This is a genomic window from Nocardioides sp. SR21 (assembly GCF_022761125.1).
Taxonomy (GTDB): domain Bacteria; phylum Actinomycetota; class Actinomycetes; order Propionibacteriales; family Nocardioidaceae; genus Nocardioides.
The window spans coordinates 44178-63303 of sequence record NZ_JAKWJR010000006.1; the positions used below are offsets into that span (position 1 = coordinate 44178).

At 70.3% G+C, this 19126-nt stretch carries 11 protein-coding genes; 2 read left to right on the plus strand and 9 right to left on the minus strand.

Going from position 1 to position 19126, the window contains the following annotated elements; genetic code table 11:
* Positions 1–5: 5 nt before the first annotated feature.
* Genes MJ604_RS12400 through MJ604_RS12415 form a run of 4 tightly spaced genes read right to left on the minus strand, consistent with a single transcriptional unit; the run spans position 6 to position 12163 of the window.
* A complete protein-coding gene (locus tag MJ604_RS12400; RefSeq protein WP_243059087.1) occupies positions 6–3239 on the minus strand; it encodes an Ig-like domain-containing protein in 3234 nt (1077 codons plus the stop codon).
* Positions 3239–5791 (minus strand): Ig-like domain-containing protein, encoded by a 2553-nt coding sequence (locus tag MJ604_RS12405; RefSeq protein ID WP_243058765.1) that lies wholly within the window; start codon positions 5789–5791, stop codon positions 3239–3241. The genes MJ604_RS12400 and MJ604_RS12405 overlap by 1 nt, the downstream gene beginning before the upstream one ends.
* Positions 5792–5828: 37 nt before the next feature.
* Positions 5829–7583: an NHL repeat-containing protein gene (locus tag MJ604_RS12410; RefSeq protein ID WP_243058767.1), complete on the minus strand. Its 1755-nt coding sequence runs from the start codon at positions 7581–7583 to the stop codon at positions 5829–5831.
* On the minus strand, positions 7583–12163 hold the full coding sequence (locus tag MJ604_RS12415) for an SMP-30/gluconolactonase/LRE family protein (RefSeq protein ID WP_243058769.1): 4581 nt from the start codon (positions 12161–12163) through the stop codon (positions 7583–7585). The genes MJ604_RS12410 and MJ604_RS12415 overlap by 1 nt, the downstream gene beginning before the upstream one ends.
* A gap of 248 nt (positions 12164–12411) precedes the next feature.
* Here MJ604_RS12415 and MJ604_RS12420 point away from each other — a divergent pair, with 248 nt between their 5' ends.
* Positions 12412–13527: an LCP family protein gene (locus MJ604_RS12420; RefSeq protein ID WP_243058772.1), complete on the plus strand. Its 1116-nt coding sequence runs from the start codon at positions 12412–12414 to the stop codon at positions 13525–13527.
* 13 nt (positions 13528–13540) lie between these two features.
* Here MJ604_RS12420 and MJ604_RS12425 read toward each other — a convergent pair whose 3' ends face one another.
* A complete protein-coding gene (locus tag MJ604_RS12425) occupies positions 13541–13909 on the minus strand; it encodes a hypothetical protein (protein WP_243058774.1) in 369 nt (122 codons plus the stop codon).
* A 481-nt stretch (positions 13910–14390) separates the two neighbouring features.
* Here MJ604_RS12425 and MJ604_RS12430 point away from each other — a divergent pair, with 481 nt between their 5' ends.
* Complete coding sequence (locus MJ604_RS12430; RefSeq protein ID WP_243058776.1) at positions 14391–15104, plus strand: response regulator transcription factor; 714 nt, start codon at positions 14391–14393, stop codon at positions 15102–15104.
* A gap of 138 nt (positions 15105–15242) precedes the next feature.
* Here MJ604_RS12430 and MJ604_RS12435 read toward each other — a convergent pair whose 3' ends face one another.
* The 4 genes from MJ604_RS12435 to MJ604_RS12450 all read right to left on the minus strand — a co-directional run bounded on the left by MJ604_RS12435 (position 15243) and on the right by MJ604_RS12450 (position 19043).
* A complete protein-coding gene (locus MJ604_RS12435; RefSeq protein WP_374458351.1) occupies positions 15243–16079 on the minus strand; it encodes a phosphate ABC transporter ATP-binding protein in 837 nt (278 codons plus the stop codon).
* A gap of 96 nt (positions 16080–16175) precedes the next feature.
* The gene (locus tag MJ604_RS12440) at positions 16176–17114 is read right to left on the minus strand and encodes an Ig-like domain repeat protein (RefSeq protein ID WP_243058779.1); all 939 of its coding nucleotides are present in this window, start codon (positions 17112–17114) and stop codon (positions 16176–16178) included.
* Positions 17114–17734, minus strand: coding sequence for a hypothetical protein (locus MJ604_RS12445; protein ID WP_243058782.1), 621 nt, complete (start codon positions 17732–17734; stop codon positions 17114–17116). The genes MJ604_RS12440 and MJ604_RS12445 overlap by 1 nt, the downstream gene beginning before the upstream one ends.
* Before the next feature lie 10 nt (positions 17735–17744).
* Positions 17745–19043, minus strand: coding sequence for a substrate-binding domain-containing protein (locus MJ604_RS12450; protein ID WP_243058783.1), 1299 nt, complete (start codon positions 19041–19043; stop codon positions 17745–17747).
* Positions 19044–19126 lie beyond the last annotated feature (83 nt).

Here is a 19126-nt window from a genome sequence, read left to right on the forward strand (position 1 = left end):
GCCGGTCAGTTGACGGTGAAGCTCCTGAAGGCCTGGTTGGTCGTGTTGCCCGAGGTGTCGGCGGTCCGCAGCTGATACCCGTAGGAGCCGGGAGCCGCCGCCCACGTACGTGTGAACGTCGTACTCGCGGAGCCGGGACTGCCGAGCGTCGCGGGCACCCAGACGAACGTCGCCTGCCAGGTCCCGTCCGCCTTCAGCCACAGGTTCGTCGTCTTGTCCTTGATCGCGACGTCCACCGAGGCGACCACGCGGTCGTCGGTCGAGACGCCCGTGATGTCGGCCCCCGAGGCCGGGACGACCGCGTTGACGCCCGGCAGGAGCTGGCTGAACGCCGGCGCGGTGGTGTCCGGAACCGTGTCGTCACTGATCACCGTGAAGCTGCGGAACGCGACGCTCGTCGCGTTGCCGGAAGCGTCGGCGGACCGGAGCTGGAAGCCGTACGAGCCCGGGGTCGCGGGCCAGGAGCGCGAGAACGCCGTGCTGGCCGCACCCGGGTTCGCCAGGGTGGTCGTCAGCCAGCCGAACGCGCCCCAGGTCCCGTCGGACCGCAGCCACAGGTTCGTCGACTTGTCCCTGATCGCGACGTCCACCGATGCCACCGAGCGGTCGTCGTTCGCGACCCCGGCGATGGCCGACTGCGAGACCTTCACGGTCGCGTTGAGCCCTGGCGACAGCTGGTCGAGCGTCATCGGCGTCGTGTCCGGCGGGAGCACCGCGGTCAGCTCGAACTCGCCGAGCACGGTCTGCACGGTGTTGGCCAGGACGTCGTACGTCCGGGTCGACACCTCGTACGAGCCGGCTACCGGCTCGTCCCACTGGTACGACCACGCGGTGTTGATGGTCGCCGGCTCCGAGAGCTGTGCCGGCATCCACGCGGCGGTGGTCGCGAAGGAGCCGTCCGGCTGGAGGAACTGGTTCGTCCCCGACCTCCGCACCCGGACCTCCACGGCCTCGGTGCCGGTGTCGTCGGCGGCCTCGCCGGAGATCACCAGCGGCGGCTCGAGGGCGAGGCTGTCGGACGGGGCCGGGTTCGTCAGCACGGCGACCGGTGCCTCGATGTCGGTGGCGCCCTCGGCGACGACGCTGAAGTCCACCGGGACCGCGGTGGAGGTGTTGCCCGCGGCGTCGAGGCCGCGAACCTCCGCGTGATAGCTGCCGCCGTACTCGACACCGATGAACGTCCACGCCCAGCGCATGCTCGTGGTGGAGTCGCCGACCAGGGGGCTGTTCGCCCACGACTGGGTCGCCGACCAGGTCGAGTTGGTCGCGTCGTACCAGAGCCCGGTGGCGTTGTCGCGGACGGCGACCTGGACCGAGGCGACCGACGTCTCGTCGGTCACGGCGCCGGACAGCCGGACCGGACGACCCGGGACGGTGGCACCGTTGCCGGGGTAGGAGATCGTGGGGACCGGCGGCGGCCAGGAGCCGCCTCCGCGAGGCTTGCTCGGGTCGAACACGGTGATCCGGTCGTTGCCCGCGTCGGCGACGTACAGCAGGCCGTCGGGGCCTGCCGCGATGCCCGACGGGTTCTTGAACTGGTAGGCGCCCTGGCCGTACCCGCCCCACTTGCCGAGGAACGTGCCGGTGGTGGAGAACGCCTGGATGCGCGACGCCTGGTCGTCGGTGACATAGAGGACGCCGTTGCTGACGACCATGTCCCAGATGTGCTTGAACTGGCCGTCGCCGGTGCCGGACGAGCCGAAGCTCCGCGTGAGCGAGGTGCCGGTCGGGTTGTACTGGTAGATCTTCGTGCCGTCGGCGACGTAGATGTTGCCGTTCGCCGGGTCGATGGCCATGCCGTGGTTGCCCGACCGGGTGAACGAGCTCGTCTCGGCGCCGGTGGCGGCGTCCAGGATCTTCACCTTGGTCGAGTTGCGGTCCGAGACCACCGCCTTGCCGCCGTAGAACTCGATGTCGAGCGGCCAGCGGAAGGACCCGACGGCCTCCGAGTCCGACTCCGCGTTGCCGAGCTGGTCGACGAACGTGCCGTCGTACTCGTAGCGCTTGATGTGGTGACCGCGCTGGTTCGCGACCCAGACCCGGCGGCTGGCCGGGTCGATGCCGATCCCGCGCGGGTAGTTCATGCCGTACTCCGGCGACGCGCTGCGGGTGCCGAAGGTGTCGATGAACTCTCCGGTCGCCTTGAACCGCTGGACGCGCTGGTTCCAGGAGTCCGCGACCCAGACGTCACCGGTCTCGTCGTCCACGTCCACGTCGCGGGGCTCGCCGAACTGGCCGGCGACCGGCGGCTGGGCAGGGCGCGGGAAGTAGCCGGCGTCGTCGCCGTCCGCGGTGAACATGTGCACGCGGGCGTTGCCGTACTCCGCGACGTACAAGGTCCCGTTCGGCGCGACCGCGGGCTGGCGGGCGCTGCCGAGGTTGAGCGCACCCACGCCCGCGCCGCCCCCGATGGCCTCGAGGAACTGGCCCTGGAGGTTGTAGACACGGACCTGGCCGACGCTCGGGTCCGAGACGTAGAGCCGGTTGCGGGCGTCGTCGACCGCCATCCCGCGGGCGTCGCCGTGGAACTCGCCGTTGCCGTAGACGGTCACGCTGGTCCCGGCGGAGTTGTACTTCAGGATCCGGTTGTTCATCGTGTCGGTCAGCCAGAAGTTGCCGGACGCGTCCACGTCGATGCCGTAGATGCGCGGGACGTTCGAGCTGGTCGTCCCCGACGGCCAGATGTTGAACGACTTCGTGTTGCGGCCGTCCGAGAGCCGCCAGACCCGCACCTGCGGCCGGTTGCCCGAGTCGTTGGAGTAGTGGCTGTCGGCCTGGACCAGGTTGCCGTTGCCGTCGATCGTGATCCAGGCCTGGTAGTCGATGCCGTTGAGGGTCAGCGCCTTCACGAAGACCCCGTCCTTCGTGTACTGCGCGACCTTGTTGCCCGGCTGACCGTCCGCGATCTCGGGGACGTAGATGTCGCCGTTGCGCGGGTCGACGCCGATCGAGTACGGCTGCCCGGTCGAGTTGGGCCGGTAGAACGACCCGATGATCCGCCCGTCGGGCGTGTACCGACGGACCTGGTTGTTCAGGTAGTCGCCGACGATGATCTCGTTGCTGACCGGGTTGTACTGCGCTCCCCACGGGAAGACGCCGGGTCGCCCGTTGCCGCCGATCGAGCGGACGAACGACGGCGCCGTCCACGCGGCCTCCGCGCTGTGGGTCAGGGCGCCGACGACCACCAGGCCGCTCGCGACCGTGGCCAGCGCGATGAACCGCGCGAGCAGGCGGCGCATCACGGAACCACCGTGAAGTTCCGCCAGGCAGGCTTCCCGGTCCCGGTGGCGAGCTTGCCCGCCGTGTCGGTGATGTCGGTCGAGAAGCCCTGGCTGCCGGTGCCGCCGCCGGTGAGCGTGTAGGACCACGTCGTCGACGCCGCGCCCGGACTGTTCAAGGTCGCCGTGACCTTGACGGCGGCCGCCTGCCAGGCCGTGCCGTTCCACCACAGGCCGGTGACGTTGTGCTTGATCCCGAGCTTCACGCTCGCGACGCCCTTGTCGTCGGAGGCGGTTCCCGTGATGGTGACCGGGGACGTCACCTGGGCGCCCGCCGTGGGCGCGGTGATGGTGCCGGTCGGTGTGGCCGTGTCGCCGGCCGTGACCGCGGTGAACGAGCGACCTGGCTTCGGCGCGGCGTTCTGGTTGCCGGCCCCGTCGTCGACCCGCACCTGCGCGAAGTAACCGCCGGTGACCGGGAGGGCGGTGGAGAACGACCATCCCGACGACGTCGCGCCGGGACTGGCCACGGTGGCCGGGACCCAGACGAGCCCGGTTCCGTAGGTGCCGTTCGCGCGCAGCCACTGCTGGGTGTCGTTGCGACGCAGCGCGACGTACACCGCAGCGACGGACTGGTTGTCGGTCGCGGTGCCCGTGATCGTGATCGCCCCGACCGGCACCTGGGCATTGGCTGCAGGGCTCGAGAACGAGGCCACCGGCGCGATCGTGTCGGGCGGCGGGGCCACCGGAATGGTGTAGGTCCGGATCACGTCGGCGTAGGTGTCGGCGAGGTAGATGGTGCCGCCCGCGCCGATCTCGACGGCCGACGGGTGGTGCAGGCCGCTGACGGTCGCCTCGACGCTGCGGTCCGCCGCCATCACGACCATCTGGTCGTCGGCGCTGTCGGCGACGACCACCCGGCCGGTCGAGTCGACCGCCACGCCTTCGGGCTGGTCGAGCGTCCCGCCGGCGTTCCAGGTCCGGGGGTTGCTGAAGCCACCGGCAGCGGTGAACGTGAACTCCTGGATCCGGTTGTTGCCCCGGTCAGCGACGTAGACGTTCCCGTTCGGCCCGACGGCGACCGCGCTCGGCCACCGGAAGTTGTTCGGGCCCGTGCCTCGGGTGCCGAAGGTGAAGGCCGGGAGGGGGCCCTTGTTGTCGGCCGGGAAGACCGCGTTCGCGACGTCGTAGGCCTTGATCCGGTGGTTCTGGGTGTCGACGACGAAGGCGAAGCGGTCGCTCGACCGGATCGCGATGTCGTAGGGCCAGTTGAAGGAGCGCGTGTCGGCTCCGGCCGGCTTGTCCTTGACGAACCCGATGCCCTCACAGCTCTCGTTCAGCACCTGCAGCTGGTGCTGCTTGGTGTCAGCGACCCAGAGGTTGCCGGTGGCCGGGTCGACGGCGATGCCGCGCGGCCAGTTGAACTGGCCGAGCTGCGTTCCCTCGGCCGCACGCTCACCGCACGTGTCGACGATGTCGCCGTCGGCGTCGAACCGGACGAACTGGTGGTGCACGGTGTCGGAGACCCAGAGGTCGCCGTCCGGCGCGAAGTCCATGCCCCGCGGCTCGTGGAAGACCGCGGTGTCGGTCGGGTCGGGCATGACCGCGCCGATGGTGCGGTCGTAGGTGAAGCCGGTGGGGGTGCGGTCCCACCGCTCGATCCGGTTGCCCCACAGGTCGGCGGCCCAGGCGTTGCCGGCGGAGTCGACCGCGACGCGACGCATGGTGGTGAACGTGCCGGCCTGGCCCGGCTCGCCGTAGCCGCCGAACGCGGCGACGAACGTGCCGGTCAGGGTGAACACCTGGACCCGGTTGTTGAGCCCGTCGGCGACGTAGAGCAGCTCCTCGCCGGTGACCGGGTCCGTCGCGGTCGCGACGCCGTACGGCGTGCGGAACTTCCCGTTCGCGGTGCCGGTGCCACCCCACTTGCCGATGCAGGTGCCGTTCGGGGCGAACTTCACGATCTCGTTGGTCTTGTAGCCCGCGACGTAGATGTTGCCGGCGCTGTCCGCCTGGGCGTCGCGGTTGTCGTTGATGTTGGCGCAGACACCGTTGGCCACGACGGTCTGCAGCACGGCCAGGGACTGGTCGAGCACGACGACGCGGTGCCGGCCGGTGTCACCGACGTAGACCTTGCTGCCCTTCGCGGAGACGCCGAGCGGGAAGGAGAACGCGGTGGCGGGCCCGGTGGTCGAGCCGAGCCAGGCGCCGCTCGAGGAGAGCTTGACGATCCGGCTGTTGCGCGTGTCCGCGACGTAGATGTTCCCGGCGTCGTCGACACCGACGTCGCGCGGGTTGTCGAACTCGTTGGTGCCGGCGCCATGCGTGCCGATCTGCCAGATCAGGCTGCCCGAGGCGGCGTACTTGGCGACCCGGTTGTTGCCGGTGTCCGCGATGACCACGGTGCCGTCCGGTGCCGTCTCCAAGCCGGAGGGGTACATCTCCGCGTGCAGCGGCCCGCCGATCGTCCCACCGGGCACCGGGTCCGCTGCCTCGGCTGCCGTCATCGTCGCTGCGAGCGTGCCGAGCGCGAGTACGCCGGCCAGCGCGGCCGCGATCCGTCGTGCGTGCATCCTGATCCCCATCCCTCGAAGTCCCCTGGTCTCGTGTTCAGCTCGTGACGACGCGGAGCTCTTGGATGCGCTCCCCGCCGAACTCCATGACGTACAGCCGGTCTCCCACGAGATCGAGACCGGTCGGGTTCCGGAACCGGCCGAGCGCGGTTCCACTGCCACCGAACGTGCCGGCGGGCGTGCCGGACTTGGTGTACATCCGGATCTGGTTGCCGTTCTTGTCCGCGAGGAAGATCGTGGTCTCGCCCACGGCGATGCCCGCCGCGAGGTTGGCGCCGCTCGCGAACGAGCCGAGCGCCTGCCCCGTGGACGAGAAGTGCACGATCCGCCCGTTGTTGTAGTTGGAGACCCACACCGAGCGGTCGGTCGGGTCGACGGCGACGGCGCGCGGCTGGGACAGCCCACCCGAGAACGTCGCTCCGAGCGTGCCGTTGCTGTTGATCACCCGGATCCGGTTGCTGTTGAACTCCGCGGCGTAGACGCGCCCGTCGACCTGGTCGACCGCGACGCCCCACGGCTTGACGCCGTTCACCGTCCAGACCCGCTGCCCGGACAGCGTGTACTTCTCGACCTGCGAGGCGTCGGTGTCGCCGATGACGACCTGGTTGGCGCTGCGGTGCGCCGCGATGCCGCGCGGATAGTTGAAGACGCTGCGGGTGCCGAACGCCAGCCGCGGCGTGCCGTCGGCGTCGTGCACGTTGACCCGCCAGTTGAAGGAGTCCATGCCGGCGACGGTGCCGTCGGGGAAGCCCGCGACGCTCTCCGGCAGGTTGTAGCCACCGACCGGCGGTGGGCCGGGCGGCTCCGTGGCTGACAGGAGGAACTCGCCCTGGGGGGTGAACTTCAAGGTCTGGAAGCTCGGCATGTCGGCGACCCACACGTTGCCCTCGCCGTCGGCGGTGATCCCGCGACCGCCGTCGACGAGCTGGCCGCCGCCGATGGACCGGAGGAAGGTCCCGGTGGCGGCGCTGTAGACGTTCACGCGGGCCTGGGCTGCGTTGACGCTGTAGACCTCGCCGTCGCGGACCATCAGGCCACGCAGGTCACCGGCGGACACCGGGAAGGACTTGATCCGCGTCGCCGAGGTCGGCCCGACGTTCCACTGGACGACCCGGCGGTTGCCGTTGTCGTGGATCCACAACGTGCCGTCGGTCGCGAAGTCGACCCCGCGCGGCTGGTTGAGCTGCGAGGCGCCGCCGCCGAGGCTGCCGAACTGGTAGAGCACGCTGCAGTTCGCGTCGTTGACCATGACGATCTTGTGGCCGCGGCTGTCCGCGACCGCGAGCCGGCCGAAGGGGTCGTAGTCGAGCCAGGCCGGGTACTGCCACCGGGATCCGTTGCCGCACGAGCGGAGGTAGGTCCCGCTCGCGGAGTAGATGTCGACCTGCATCCCGGCGTCGACGTCACCGAACGCGATGTTGCCGTTGAGCGGGTTGACGGCCACGTCGTACGGCGCCTGGTGCCTGCCGTCGTTGGTGACCGGGTGTCCGACCACGTTGCCCTGCTGGTCGAACTCGGTGATCCGGAAGTTCCAGTAGTCCGTGATCAGCACGTTGCCGGCTCGCGGGCCGGTGGTGATGCTGTCGGCGCCCCATCCGTAGTGGCCCGCGTGTCCCGGACCGCCGATGATGCGCACCGCCTGGAGCGTGGTCGCGCCGAAGGCCGGCCCGATCCGCACGAACGTGGGCAGCAGCGCCACCAGCAGCGTGCCGAGCACCAGCAGCGCGAGCGCGTTGCGGGAGCGCCGACGTGCCGGTGTCGGAGGAGTCGGGAGGAGCAGGTGCCGGCCCATCACTGCACCGTGAAGACGTTGCGCGGCTTGGTGGCGTCCTGGTTGCCGGCGGCGTCGCGGGCGATCGCCGTGACGGCGTACTTCTTCCCGACCGGCGGCGTGAACGTGTAGGTCCAGCCCGTGCTGGTGGCACCGCGGTTGGTCACCGTCGCCGTGATGGTCCCGTACTGCGTCGTCCAGGTGCCGTTCGCACGGAGGTACATCTTGGTGACGGTGTCCTGGATGGCGAGGAGGACCTGGTCGACGCCGAGGTTGTCGGTCGCGTTGCCGGTCATCGACACCGGACCCATCGGGAACGTCGCGTTGTTGGCGGGCGTGGTGATGGTGCCGTCGGGCGCCACGGTGTCGGACACCCGGACCGCGAACTGCTTCTGCGCAGCTGTCGCCGTCTGGTTGCCGGCCGCGTCGCGCGCCCGGGCCGTGATCAGGTAGTTGCCGGCGCCGAGCGGGACGTCGATCGTCCAGCCGGTGCTGGTCGCACCCGGGTTGGCGAGCGTCGCCAGACGTCCCGCGCTTCCGGCGGTGCTGCCCCACGTGCCGTTGGTCTGCAGCCACAGGCCGCTGTCGCGGTCCTTGACCAGGATGGTCACCGAGGCGACGCCGACGTTGTCGGTCGCGGAACCGGTGGCCGTGATCGTCGGCGGCGCGAGGACGGCGTTGGTGGCCGGTGTCGCGATCGTGGTGCCCGGCGCGGTCGTGTCGGGCGGCGTGACGCTGAAGCCGCGGGTGGCCGTGCCGTCGTTGCCGGCCTGGTCCGTGGCGCGCGCCGTCATGGTGTAGCTGCCCGCGGTCGTGGCGCTGAACGAGAGCGTCCACCCGGTGGAGCCACCGCCTGGCGTGTCGAGCGTGGCGGCGACGTACTGCTGGGTGCCGCCCCACGTGCCGTTCGCCTGCAGCCACTGACCACCCGGGCGCTGGACCGCGACCTCGACCGCGGAGACCGAGGTGTTGTCGCCGGCGGTCCCGGTCACGGCGACGGTGCCTGCGGGCAGCGACGCCCCGGACGACGGCGCGGTGAAGGCGACCGTCGGGTCGACCGTGTCGGCCGGCGGCGGGTCACCGAAGGGGTCCCAGAGGGACACCCGGTTGTTGCCGAAGTCGGCCACCGCGATCTTCTCGCGCGTCGGGTCGAAGGCGACGCCGCGCGGCTGCTCGAGCTGCCCCTCACCGCCGCCGCTGGTGCCGAAGGTCTCGATCTGGCCGTCGACGTCGACGACCACCACGCGGTCGTTGCCCGCGCTCGCGATCCACAGCCGGCGCTCGTCGCCGGTCCCGGTGACCAGCAGCCCGCCCGGTTTGTTGACCTGGGTCGACCCGACGACGGGTCCGACGAGCACGCCGTTCGCGGTGTAGCGCTCGACCCGGTTGTTCTGGGTGTTCGAGACCAGAACCGTGCCGTCCGTGTCGACGGCGATGCCTTCGGGCTTGCCCGCGACCGTGGTCGGCGTGCCCACGACGTCCCCGTCGGAGTCGAGGTGGATGATCCGGCTGTTGTTGGTGTCGGCGATCCAGTAGCCGCCGGTTCCGTCGAGCGCGGTCTGGTGGGGGCGGCTCAGGGCCAGGCCGGTCTTCGGCTTGACGGCTCGTTGGTAGTCGCCGTTGGCGTTGAAGACGTCGATCCGGTTGTTCTCGCTGTCGGTGACGACGACCTCGCCGCTGGGCGAGACGAGGATCCCGCGCGGGAAGATGAGGCCGCCGTTGCCCGAGCCGTAGCCGCCCCACTGCCGGACGTAGTCACCGTCGGCATCGAACTTCTGGATGCGGTGGTTGAACCAGTCGGCGACGTAGAGCGAGCCGTCCGGGCCGTAGGCGACCGCGAAGGCGCCGTTGAACCCGCCGTTGGTCGGCTTGGTCCCCCCGACCGTCCGGTCGTACGTCGGCGTCGTACCGGAGCCGTCGTAGACCGGGATGCGGAAGTTGAAGGTGTCGCACACCGCGACCTCGGTCGTGCCCGGCACCGGCGTGACGCAGTGCGGCGAGCGGAACTGGGTGGCGCCGTCGCCGACGGTGCCGACCGGCATCGCGGTGCCGATCGTCGCGCCGGCCATCGTGAGGTGCTGGACCCGGTAGTTGAAGGCGTCCGCGACCCACAGGCCGCCGGATCCGTCAGCGGTGACGCTGCGCGGCGACTTGAACTTGCCGGCGCCGGTGCCGTTGCCACCGAACGAGCTCACGCAGGAGCCGTCGGCCGCGTTGAGGATGACGATCCGATGGTTGTCGGTGTCCGCCACGGCGATCTGGCCGTTGTCGGCGAGGCCGACGTCGCGCGGCCGTGAGAACGGCGTGCCGCAGCCGTCCGACTTGTTCCAGGCGAGGGATCCGTCTCGGTTGAACGCCTTGACCGAGGCCGGGGAGCCGTACGTGTTGGCCACGTAGACCCGGGTGGCGTCGTTGGCCAGGCCGTAGGGCTGGTTAAGGCTCCCGGTCCCCACCGTTCCGAGCTGCTGGCCGGTCCGGGAGAGGCGGACGATCTTGCTCCCGCCGGTGTCGGTGACCCAGAGAGCCGTGGGGTCGGCCGCGTCGAGCTCGAGGTCGCGCGGGTCGTTCAGGCCGGACTCGGCGACGGGCGTGACCGCGCCCGTGGCCGGGTCGACGGTGATCACCCGGCTGCCGCCGGAGTCGGCGACGTACCAGGTGCCGTCGACGATCTCGACGCCTGCCGGGTAGAAGGGCGCGACCCCACCGTCGTCGGAGATCTGGTCGACGTACTCCGGCGTGAGTGGCGTCGGGGGTGGGTCGACCGGGCCGGGCATCGAGAAGACCTGGACGCGGTTGTTGTAGGTGTCGGCGACGTACATCTTGTCGTTGCCGAAGGCGAGGTCGTGCGGGTTGAAGAACTGCAGGTCGCCACTGCCCTGCGAGCCGAAGCCGTCGCCGAGGTCCGCGAGGCCGGCGGAGAGGTGCACGAGCCGGCTGTTCTGGGTGTCCGCGACCCAGACCGTCCCGTCGGGGGCGACGTCGATGCCCTCCGGCCCGTCCAGGCCGGTGTACTCCGCCAGGAACGAGCCGTCGAGAGCAAACTTCTGCACACGGTCGTTGCCGGTGTCGGCCACGTAGACGGCGCTCGCGGTCACCGCGATGCCCATCGGGTCCTGGAGCTGCCCGGCGCCCGAGCCCTGGCTACCGACGGACGAGAAGGTGCCGGTGGTCGGGTTCAGCTTCTGGATCCGGTGGTTGCGCGTGTCGACGACCCAGACCACCCCGCTGCTGTCGACGTCGGCGTTCGACGGGTAGTTGAGGTTCTGGGCCCCGGTGCCCGTGCTGCCGTAGCGCGGCACGGTCCCCGTGCTCAGGTCGCTCGGGAACCGGTCGAGCTGGTCGTTGCGGGTGTCGATTGCCCACACCTCGCCGTTCGGGGCGACGGTGAGGCCCTCCGGCCAGGAGAACGTCGCCTTCGCGTCCGCACCCGCCCGAGCGCCGACCTTGCGCACGTAGGTGCCGTCGGGCTGGAACTGCTCGATGCGGTGGTTGAGCCGGTCCATCACGTAAACCTGCCCAGTGGCTGGGTTGACGTCGACCGCGTGCGGCTCGGCCACGCCCGGCGCCGGTGCCGAGTCACCCTCGATCGCGCGCAGCACCTGCCCGGTGGGGCTGAAGACCCAGAAGCCGCTTCCCCAGAAGTCCGCGCCATAGACGTTGCCGTCCTCGTCGATGGCGACCCGGCGCAAGTGGTTGTACTTGCCCTGGTCCTGGCCGGTGGAGGGGTCGGCGCAGGGCTGCGGATGGACGGTGCACTTGCCGCCCCACGGGGCCAGCCACTGGGGCTGGGCGCCGCTGATGTCCCAGCGTGCGATCCGGCCGTTGCCGGTGTCGGAGACGTAGACGGTGTTGCCGTCGGCCGAGAACACGACGTTGTAGGGGAAGTTCAGCTGGTTGTCGCCGTGGCCCCCGACCACACCGTCACCGAGCGTCCAGACCGGGGTGGTGTCGGTGGTGGTGATCCGCCCGTTCAGGCCGGTGGTGTCGTACACCTTGATCTGGTGCTCCTTGTACGCCGTCACCCACAGCCGGCCGTCCGGCCCTCGCGAGACGTCCCGCATGCCGTGGGCACCCAGGTCGTTGCCGCTGGGCGACGTCCAGACGAGGCCACCTGCGGTGTCCCATGCCTTGATCAGGGACTGACCGGTCGAGGTGCTGAGCAGCAGGTTGTGCTGCGAGTCCCAGGTGACCCCGATCGGGGTGTTCAGTGTCTGGGCGCCGTTCGCCAGGCCGCCCCTCGTCCACTGCCAGTCTCCTGCCGAGTTGAACTTCTGGATCCGGTTGTTCTCGGCGTCGGCGACGTAGATGTTGCCGGCGCCGTCGACGGCGACGTCGCGCGGACTCGCGAGCTGCCCGTCCGCGGTGCCGTACTCGCCGAACTCGTCGAGCAGGGTCCCGGTGAAGGAGTAGATGAGGATCCGGTCGCGGCCGGTGTCGGCGACGACCAGCCGGTCGTTGACCCGATCGACCTCGGTTCCCGAGGGATACATCGCGGCCTGCGACGGGCCGACGAGGGTGCCGAGCAGCACCGGCGGCTCGGCAGCGGCGGGCGCTGCGGGCACCAGGGCGACGACCCCGGCGGCCAGGACAACGGCCAGCACTGTTGACAATCTCGCGACGAGACCTCGAAGCATTTCCCCACCCACCTGCCGTGACCGGCCCCGGGTGTCTCGGGGGGACCCGGAGCCGGCCACGATCTCGACATGATCACTCCGGAAGGTGTGATCACGAGCCATGCTTGTCAGCCGCACAGGCACGAAAGCCCAGCGGCACGGACCTTTCGCCAATTTTGGTGAGTCCTGTCGGCACACGGGTTAGAAGCCTTCGGACCAGCAGATGCTGAATCGCCATGGGGACAAGCACCGAAGACGCGACCACCACGGCATCCGACCTGGGCGAGCTGGGGTGGACGGTCCACGAGACACCGCCGCGACCCGACCGCCGACGGCTGCTCCGCCAGGCGCTGGTGGCGCTGCTGGTCGTGACCGTGGTCGTCGGCGTCGCCACGGCCGGCACGGTGCTGTGGCTGCAGTCCCGGCTCGGAGGGCAGGTCCACCACATCGACCAGGTCTTCGCCGGCCTCGAGGACCGGCCGGCGCGAGCGCCCGGAGCCGCCGGCGAGGCGATGAACATCCTCCTGATGGGCACCGACCGGCGCTCGACGGAGCCGACGACGGGGACCGATGCGACCGCGAGCGAGTGGGTGCCCGGCGCCCAGCGGACCGACACGATCATGATCCTCCACATCGACGCGGACCGGGAGGGCGCCAGCCTGATCTCGATCCCGCGTGACTCGTGGGTGTACGTGCCGGGCTTCGGGATGAACAAGATCAACGCCGCGTTCTCGCTGGCCGGACCATCGCTGGCGATCGAGACGATCGAGCGGCTGACCGCGCTGCGCATCGATCACCTGGCCGTCGTCGACTGGGCCGGGTTCGAGGCGATCACCGACGCCGTCGGCGGGGTCACGCTGACCGTGCCGCGCACGGTCACGGACCCGCAGAACAACGTCGTCTGGTCCCAGGGACGACAGACGCTCGACGGCCGTCAGGCGCTCCTCTACGTGCGGCAGCGCTACGGCCTGCCGAACGGCGACCTGGACCGGGTGCGCCGCCAGCAGGCCTACCTGCTCAGCCTCATGCGCGCGTCGATCTCCACGCTGCGGAGCAAGGACCCGTTCGCGACGTACGACCTGCTCGACATCGCGACCCGCAACCTCTCCGTCGACTCCGAGTGGTCCACCGGCGAGATGCGCTCCACCCTGCTGGACCTCCGCGGGATGCGCGGGCGGGACCTGGACCTGCTGTCGACGCCCGTGCAGGGGTACGGCGACGAGTCGGGGCAGAGCGTGGTCTACCTCGACTTCGCCGCGGCCCAGCGGATGTGGGAAGCGGTGTACGACGACAAGGTCGAGGACTGGGTCGAGGACAACCCCGACGCGGCCCAGGTCGGCCCTGCGGACTGACGCCCTTCCTTCGTCAGTCCTCGGGCCCGGCATCGCCGAGCAGCCTGTCGAGCGCCGACTCGATCTGGGGGATCGTCGCGTCCGAGCGCAGGACCATCGCCGCGTTGAGCTCGTCGATGCGGTCCCCGTCAGGCTCGCCCGCGCAGTGGACGACGACGACCCACGGCACGCCGTGGTCGCCGATGGCGGCGCGGGCGAACGCCAGGCTCGCCCCGGTGTCGAGGGCGGCGAGGAGCAGCCCGACCCGTCCTGTCCGCCCCTCGGGCGGCGCGACCGCGACGACGTCGAACCCGCGGTCGGCCAGCGCTGCGGCGACGGTCTCGCCCACCACGCGCTCCTCCGCGACGACCCGGACGCATCGCGACGCGGCCCGGCCGGTCATCGCCCGTCCCTCGGACGCGGCGCGCGGAGGTCACCCACATTTGGGGATGCCCCTCCCGCGTGAGTTGCGGAGGATGGGATCGAGGTGGCGGGCTCCCGTTCTCTCACCAGCCGCAGCCGGCACATTCGAGGAGGGTGTACTCGGCGCAATGGTCCCCTCCGTCCCCCGAATCGGGGACCTGGCGCCGTCTCTCGCTCATCCCCCGCACGCCATCGAGTGCGGGGCGAGCGGTGACCCGCTGCGGCTGGTGGGCCCGCCCTCCGGGCGAGCAGGTACGTCGATCGTTCCGAGGGCGACATCCGGAGAACCTGCCAATCCTTGCGAGCACAGCGGTGGTGCAACGAACTCGGGACGAGGCAGGGCACGAGTCCGGCGCCGTGTCCTTGATCACACGGTGTCGCTTCGCTGGGCATACTTGGTCGCAAGGAGGCCAGATGCACGGTCACGACCACGACGCCACGGACGTCGGCGCTCGGCGACGATGAGCCAGCCCCACGCCTCTGCCGTGCGCGTCGGCATCGTCGACGACCACCAGCTGTTCGCCGAGTCGCTCGCGACGACTCTCCGGCTGGAGCGCTACGACGCCCGCCGGATCGTGCTCCCACCGGACGGTGGCACCACCGCCCAGCTGGTCGGCGCGATCACCAGGTTCCATCCCGACGTCCTGCTGCTCGACCTCGACCTGGGTCGCAACGGCGACGGCATGCGGTTGATCGAGCCGTCCGTCCGCGCGGGGGCCGTGGTCGTCATCATCACCGGGATCGGCGACCGCGCGACCTGGGGCGAGTGCCTGGAGCGTGGCGCCGCGACCGTCCTGCTGAAGACGAGCTCACTCGAGGAGGTGCTGGCGACCGTGCGCAACAGCGTCAGGGGCCTGCCCGTGCTCAGCGAGGACGAGCGTGCCTCGCTCATCCGGCAGCGGCAGCTCCGCCTCCACGACCAGCAGGTGCTCAACGAGCGGCTGGGCCGGCTGACCGCCCGCGAGCGAGAGATCCTCGGCCATCTCCTGAAGGGCCGGACCGTCTACGACATCGCGATGCACGGCACGGTGTCCGAAGCCACCGTCCGGACGCAGGTCCGGTCGATCCTCGCCAAGCTCGAGGTCTCCTCACAGATCGCCGCGGTCGGTCTGGCGCACCAGGTGGGGTGGTCGGGACCGGAGACCGAGACCAGGACCTCGGGCCACCAGTTCTAGGTAAAGGGCCGGTTGCGGCCATCGGTCATGATGGCTGTGCAGCAAGGCTGGGAGCGGGGACCGCCGGGGGGTGCACCCGGCGGTCCCCACCCCCTCCCACCGGGGGGTGCACCCGGTGGGGGTCTGTCCGTGAGCGGCCTAGCCGAAGCGGCCGTTCACGTAGTCGAAGGTGCGCTGGTCCTGCGGGCTCTCGAAGATCGCGGTCGTCGGGCCGTGCTCGACGATGACGCCCGGGGTGCCGTGCGCGGCGAGGAAGAACGCGCACTGGTCGGAGACCCGGTGCGCCTGCTGCATGTTGTGCGTGACGATCACGATCGTCACGTCCTTGGCGATCTCGGTGATCGTCTCCTCGACCACGCGGGTCGAGGTCGGGTCGAGCGCGGAGCACGGCTCGTCCATGAGCAGCACCCGCGGGCGTACGGCGAGGGAGCGCGCGATGCAGAGTCGCTGCTGCTGACCGCCGGACAGCGCCGAGCCGGGCTGCTTGAGGCGGTCCTTCACCTCGGCCCAGAGCCCGGCACGGACGAGGGACTCCTCGACCAGCACCTCGCGCTCGGCCTTCGGGACCTTGGAGCCCGTGAGGTGGAGGCCCGCGAGCACGTTGTCGCGGATCGACATCGCCGGGAACGGGTTCGGCTTCTGGAACACCATGCCGATCGACTTGCGGGCGTCGGTCAGCCGGCGGGCGGGGTCGTAGATGTCCTGGCCGTCGAGCCGGACCTCGCCGGCCAGCGCCGCACCCGGCACCAGCTCGTGCATCCGGTTCAGGATCCGCAGGAACGTCGACTTGCCGCACCCGGACGGTCCGATCAGCGCGGTCACCTGGCCTGCGGGCATGTCGATGCTCACCCGGTCCAGCACCTTGCGCTTGCCGAACCAGGCCGACACCTTCTCCGCCTCCAGCGTGGCCGCCGTCGACGTCGCCGCCGCCGGCACCACCGGCAGCACGTCGGTCACGTCCACCGCCTCGATCACCTCGGTCATGGCACCCTCCTCGTTGTCTCACTCATGTCTGCTGCACCCTGCTCGGAGCGTGGTGCGGACGCCGAGCCGCCCGCACCACGCCGGGAGTCACTTCTTCTTCGACTTGACGACCGTGATCGTCTTCGCCGCCGACTGCGACGGCGTGAACGAACCCGCGGCGCCGTCGTAGCGCACCAGCAACGTGTACTTGCCGGGCTTGAGCGACTTCTTCGCCAGCGTCACGGTGGCCTTGCCGCCGCTGAGCGTGGCGCTGCCGACCGTCTTGGAGCCGTTCACGACCCGCACCTTGCCGGTCGGCTTGGTGCTGCCGGACGCGGCGTTGACCGTGATCTTCACCGTGGCGGCCTTGCCGTACTTGATCTTCTTGGGCCACGTCGCCTTGACGCTCGTCGCCGTGTCACCGACCTGACCGAACACCGGTGCGTCGGTGATCGTCCAGGAGCTGCCCGTGACCTTCACGTACGTCACGGCGTACTCGGTGCTCACCCCGTCGGTCGGCGAGCTGGTCCGCAGCCGCAGCTCGTAGACGCCGGCGAAGCTCGCCGCGGTCTCGTTGTTCGGCAGGATCGCGGCGACGTCGGCCAGCGTGTAGCCGTCGGCGCCGGTGGCGACGTACGGCTTGCCCGCCAGCGACGCCGGCGCGGTGACCGCGCCGCTGCCGCTGAACTTGCTGGTGCCCGTCACCTGCACGCCCGGCCAGGCACCGGGAGCGGTGCTCGCCTGCGGCAGGTGCACGAACAGCGACGCGTAGGTGTCGTCGGCGCGCACCGTGCCCGCGGCCGCCGCGAACGCCGCGATCGGGGTGGTGGTGCTGCCGGACGTCACCGCGGTGCCGGACGCGTTGTAGAGCTTGAGCTCCACACCGAGGTTGTCGTGGTCGGCGACGGAGGCGTTGTCCCCGTCGTACCAGTCGTCGGCACCGGCCGCGAGCGCGACGCCACCGGCGGTCGAGACCGCCAGCGCCAGGCCCACGAATGCGGCGAGCCCCGACTTCTTCGCTGTGCTGAACTTCCTTGGGATCTTCATCAATTCTCCTCAGAGGTCTGGGTGGCTGAAGCGCACGACGCGGACCCGCCCGTGACCAGCTCCCAGCGATCGCCGTCGATGTGGAGGTCGGCGGTGTCGTAGGGGTGGTCGGTGAGCGTTCCGGCCGCGGGCGTGCCGAGGAAGAGACGCAGCTGCACGTAGCCGTCGAGGTCGGCCGGGTACGCGGCGACGAAGTCACCGAGCGACCAGGCGTTGTCCGGTACGACGACGACCGGGCTCGCCGGGTCGGCCTGGAGGCCGGCCGCGGTGATGGCGGTCCCGCTGAACTCGCTCGCCGAGACGCCCTCGCGCGGTTGGTACGCGAAGAGCGTGGCGACCGTCCCGGCGGGGTCGAGCTCGGCCGGGAGACCCGTCTCGCCCAGTGCCACCGCGGCGAACGGCCGGTCGTCCACGCTGCCCTCGGTGACGGGCTTGCCGTCGGCCGAGCAGAGCGTGATCGCTCCCGCCGCCCGGGGGTCGTCGTACGGCGCGGCGCCGGGCGAGCCGGCGTCGGCGCTGGCCGACGTCCTCCAGTAGACGAGTGCCGCGATGATCGCGACTCCCACCACGAGGGCGGGGATGACGCGGCGGCGGTTCGGTCGTGCGAGCTGCGTGCTCATGTCTCGACTCTCAGTCCAGCTCGATCTCGGCGTTGTCGGTACCGAACACGTGGTAGTCCGGCGTGACACCGGCTGCCGTCAGCAGCGCCTCACCCGCGGGGGTCCGGACGAACGGGACCGGGCCGTCGGGGTTGTAGAACAGCGCCTGCACCCAGTTGAGCGTGCTGCCCGGCTGCCACGGCGTGGTGCTGAGGAAGTCGCTCTCGCGGACGATGGCGTTGTACGCGAAGTTGCCGCCGTACGGCGCGGTCGGCGACAGCACGTCGGTGTTGCTGTCACCGTCGAGGAGCTTGATGCCCTGCGCGTCCGCCGGAGTCCGGTGGCCGGTCTCGGTGTTGTAGTTGTTCGTCTTCTGGCCGTCGAACGTCTGGGTGTAGTAGCCCGTGTTCAGCGTGCGGTAGCGACCGCGCGGGAACGGCACGATCGCGTTCTTGCGCTGGGCCTCCGAGAGGTTCGTGATCGCGGTCGGGTCGTTCTGCTGCACGACGACGCTGTTCGAGTTCGCGCGCAGGGTGTTCGAGACGACGGTGACGCCCGGGTTCTGCTTGCCCACGTTGGCGACGAAGGTGTTCCACATGCCCGCGTCGGTCGGCAGGATCAGCGGGATGATCGTCTCCGCGGCGCCGGCGCCCGAGTAGCCCGGGATGTCGCCCCACTTCGTGTACTCACCGCTGTAGATCTTGAGGATCGCCTGGGCGGAGATCGTCGTCGGCGCGTTGGTGGTCGTCGCCGCCGCGATCAGCTGGCGGTCGGTGGCGATCTGGACCCGGATCAGCTTCGTGCCCAGGTTCGTCTGGGCGTTGTTCTGGTGGGTGGCGTTGAGCGGGTCGGGGCTGCGACCCACGTCGATCCAGCCCTGGTCGTCGGCGATGATCGCGTCGCGACCACCACCGCCACCACCGGTCGGGCGGACCACGAGGTCCTGGCCCGCGCGCAGCGAGATGGTCGGGTTGAGCAGCTTCACGTCGCTCTGCTTGATGTACTTCACGCCGTTCTCGCCGAGCGTGCCGTTGCCGGTGATCGTCGGCAGCAGGCGCGGGTCGGTGAAGGAGCTGCGGCCCTGGGCGTCGCCCGAGGAGTCGAAGCTGACGAAGCGCCAGCGGTTGCCGGCGGTGTTGTAGCCGGGGAGCTCGTGGTAGCCGTCGGCGATGAAGTTGAACGAGTTCTGGATGATGTCCGAACCCGTGGCCACGACATCGTTGGGCTGCGGCGAGAAGTCGGCCTCAGCAGGGGTCAGCGACAGTGCGAGAGTGCCGACGGTCGCCACTGCGACGAACGCCGTCCCCACGGTCTTGCGTCGAACGAGCATTGATGTTGCCTTTCTATAGTGACTAACCCGAGTTATATGTCGTGGTTGTCGAGCTGTCGCACCCTGAGTGCCGCAGGTGGTGC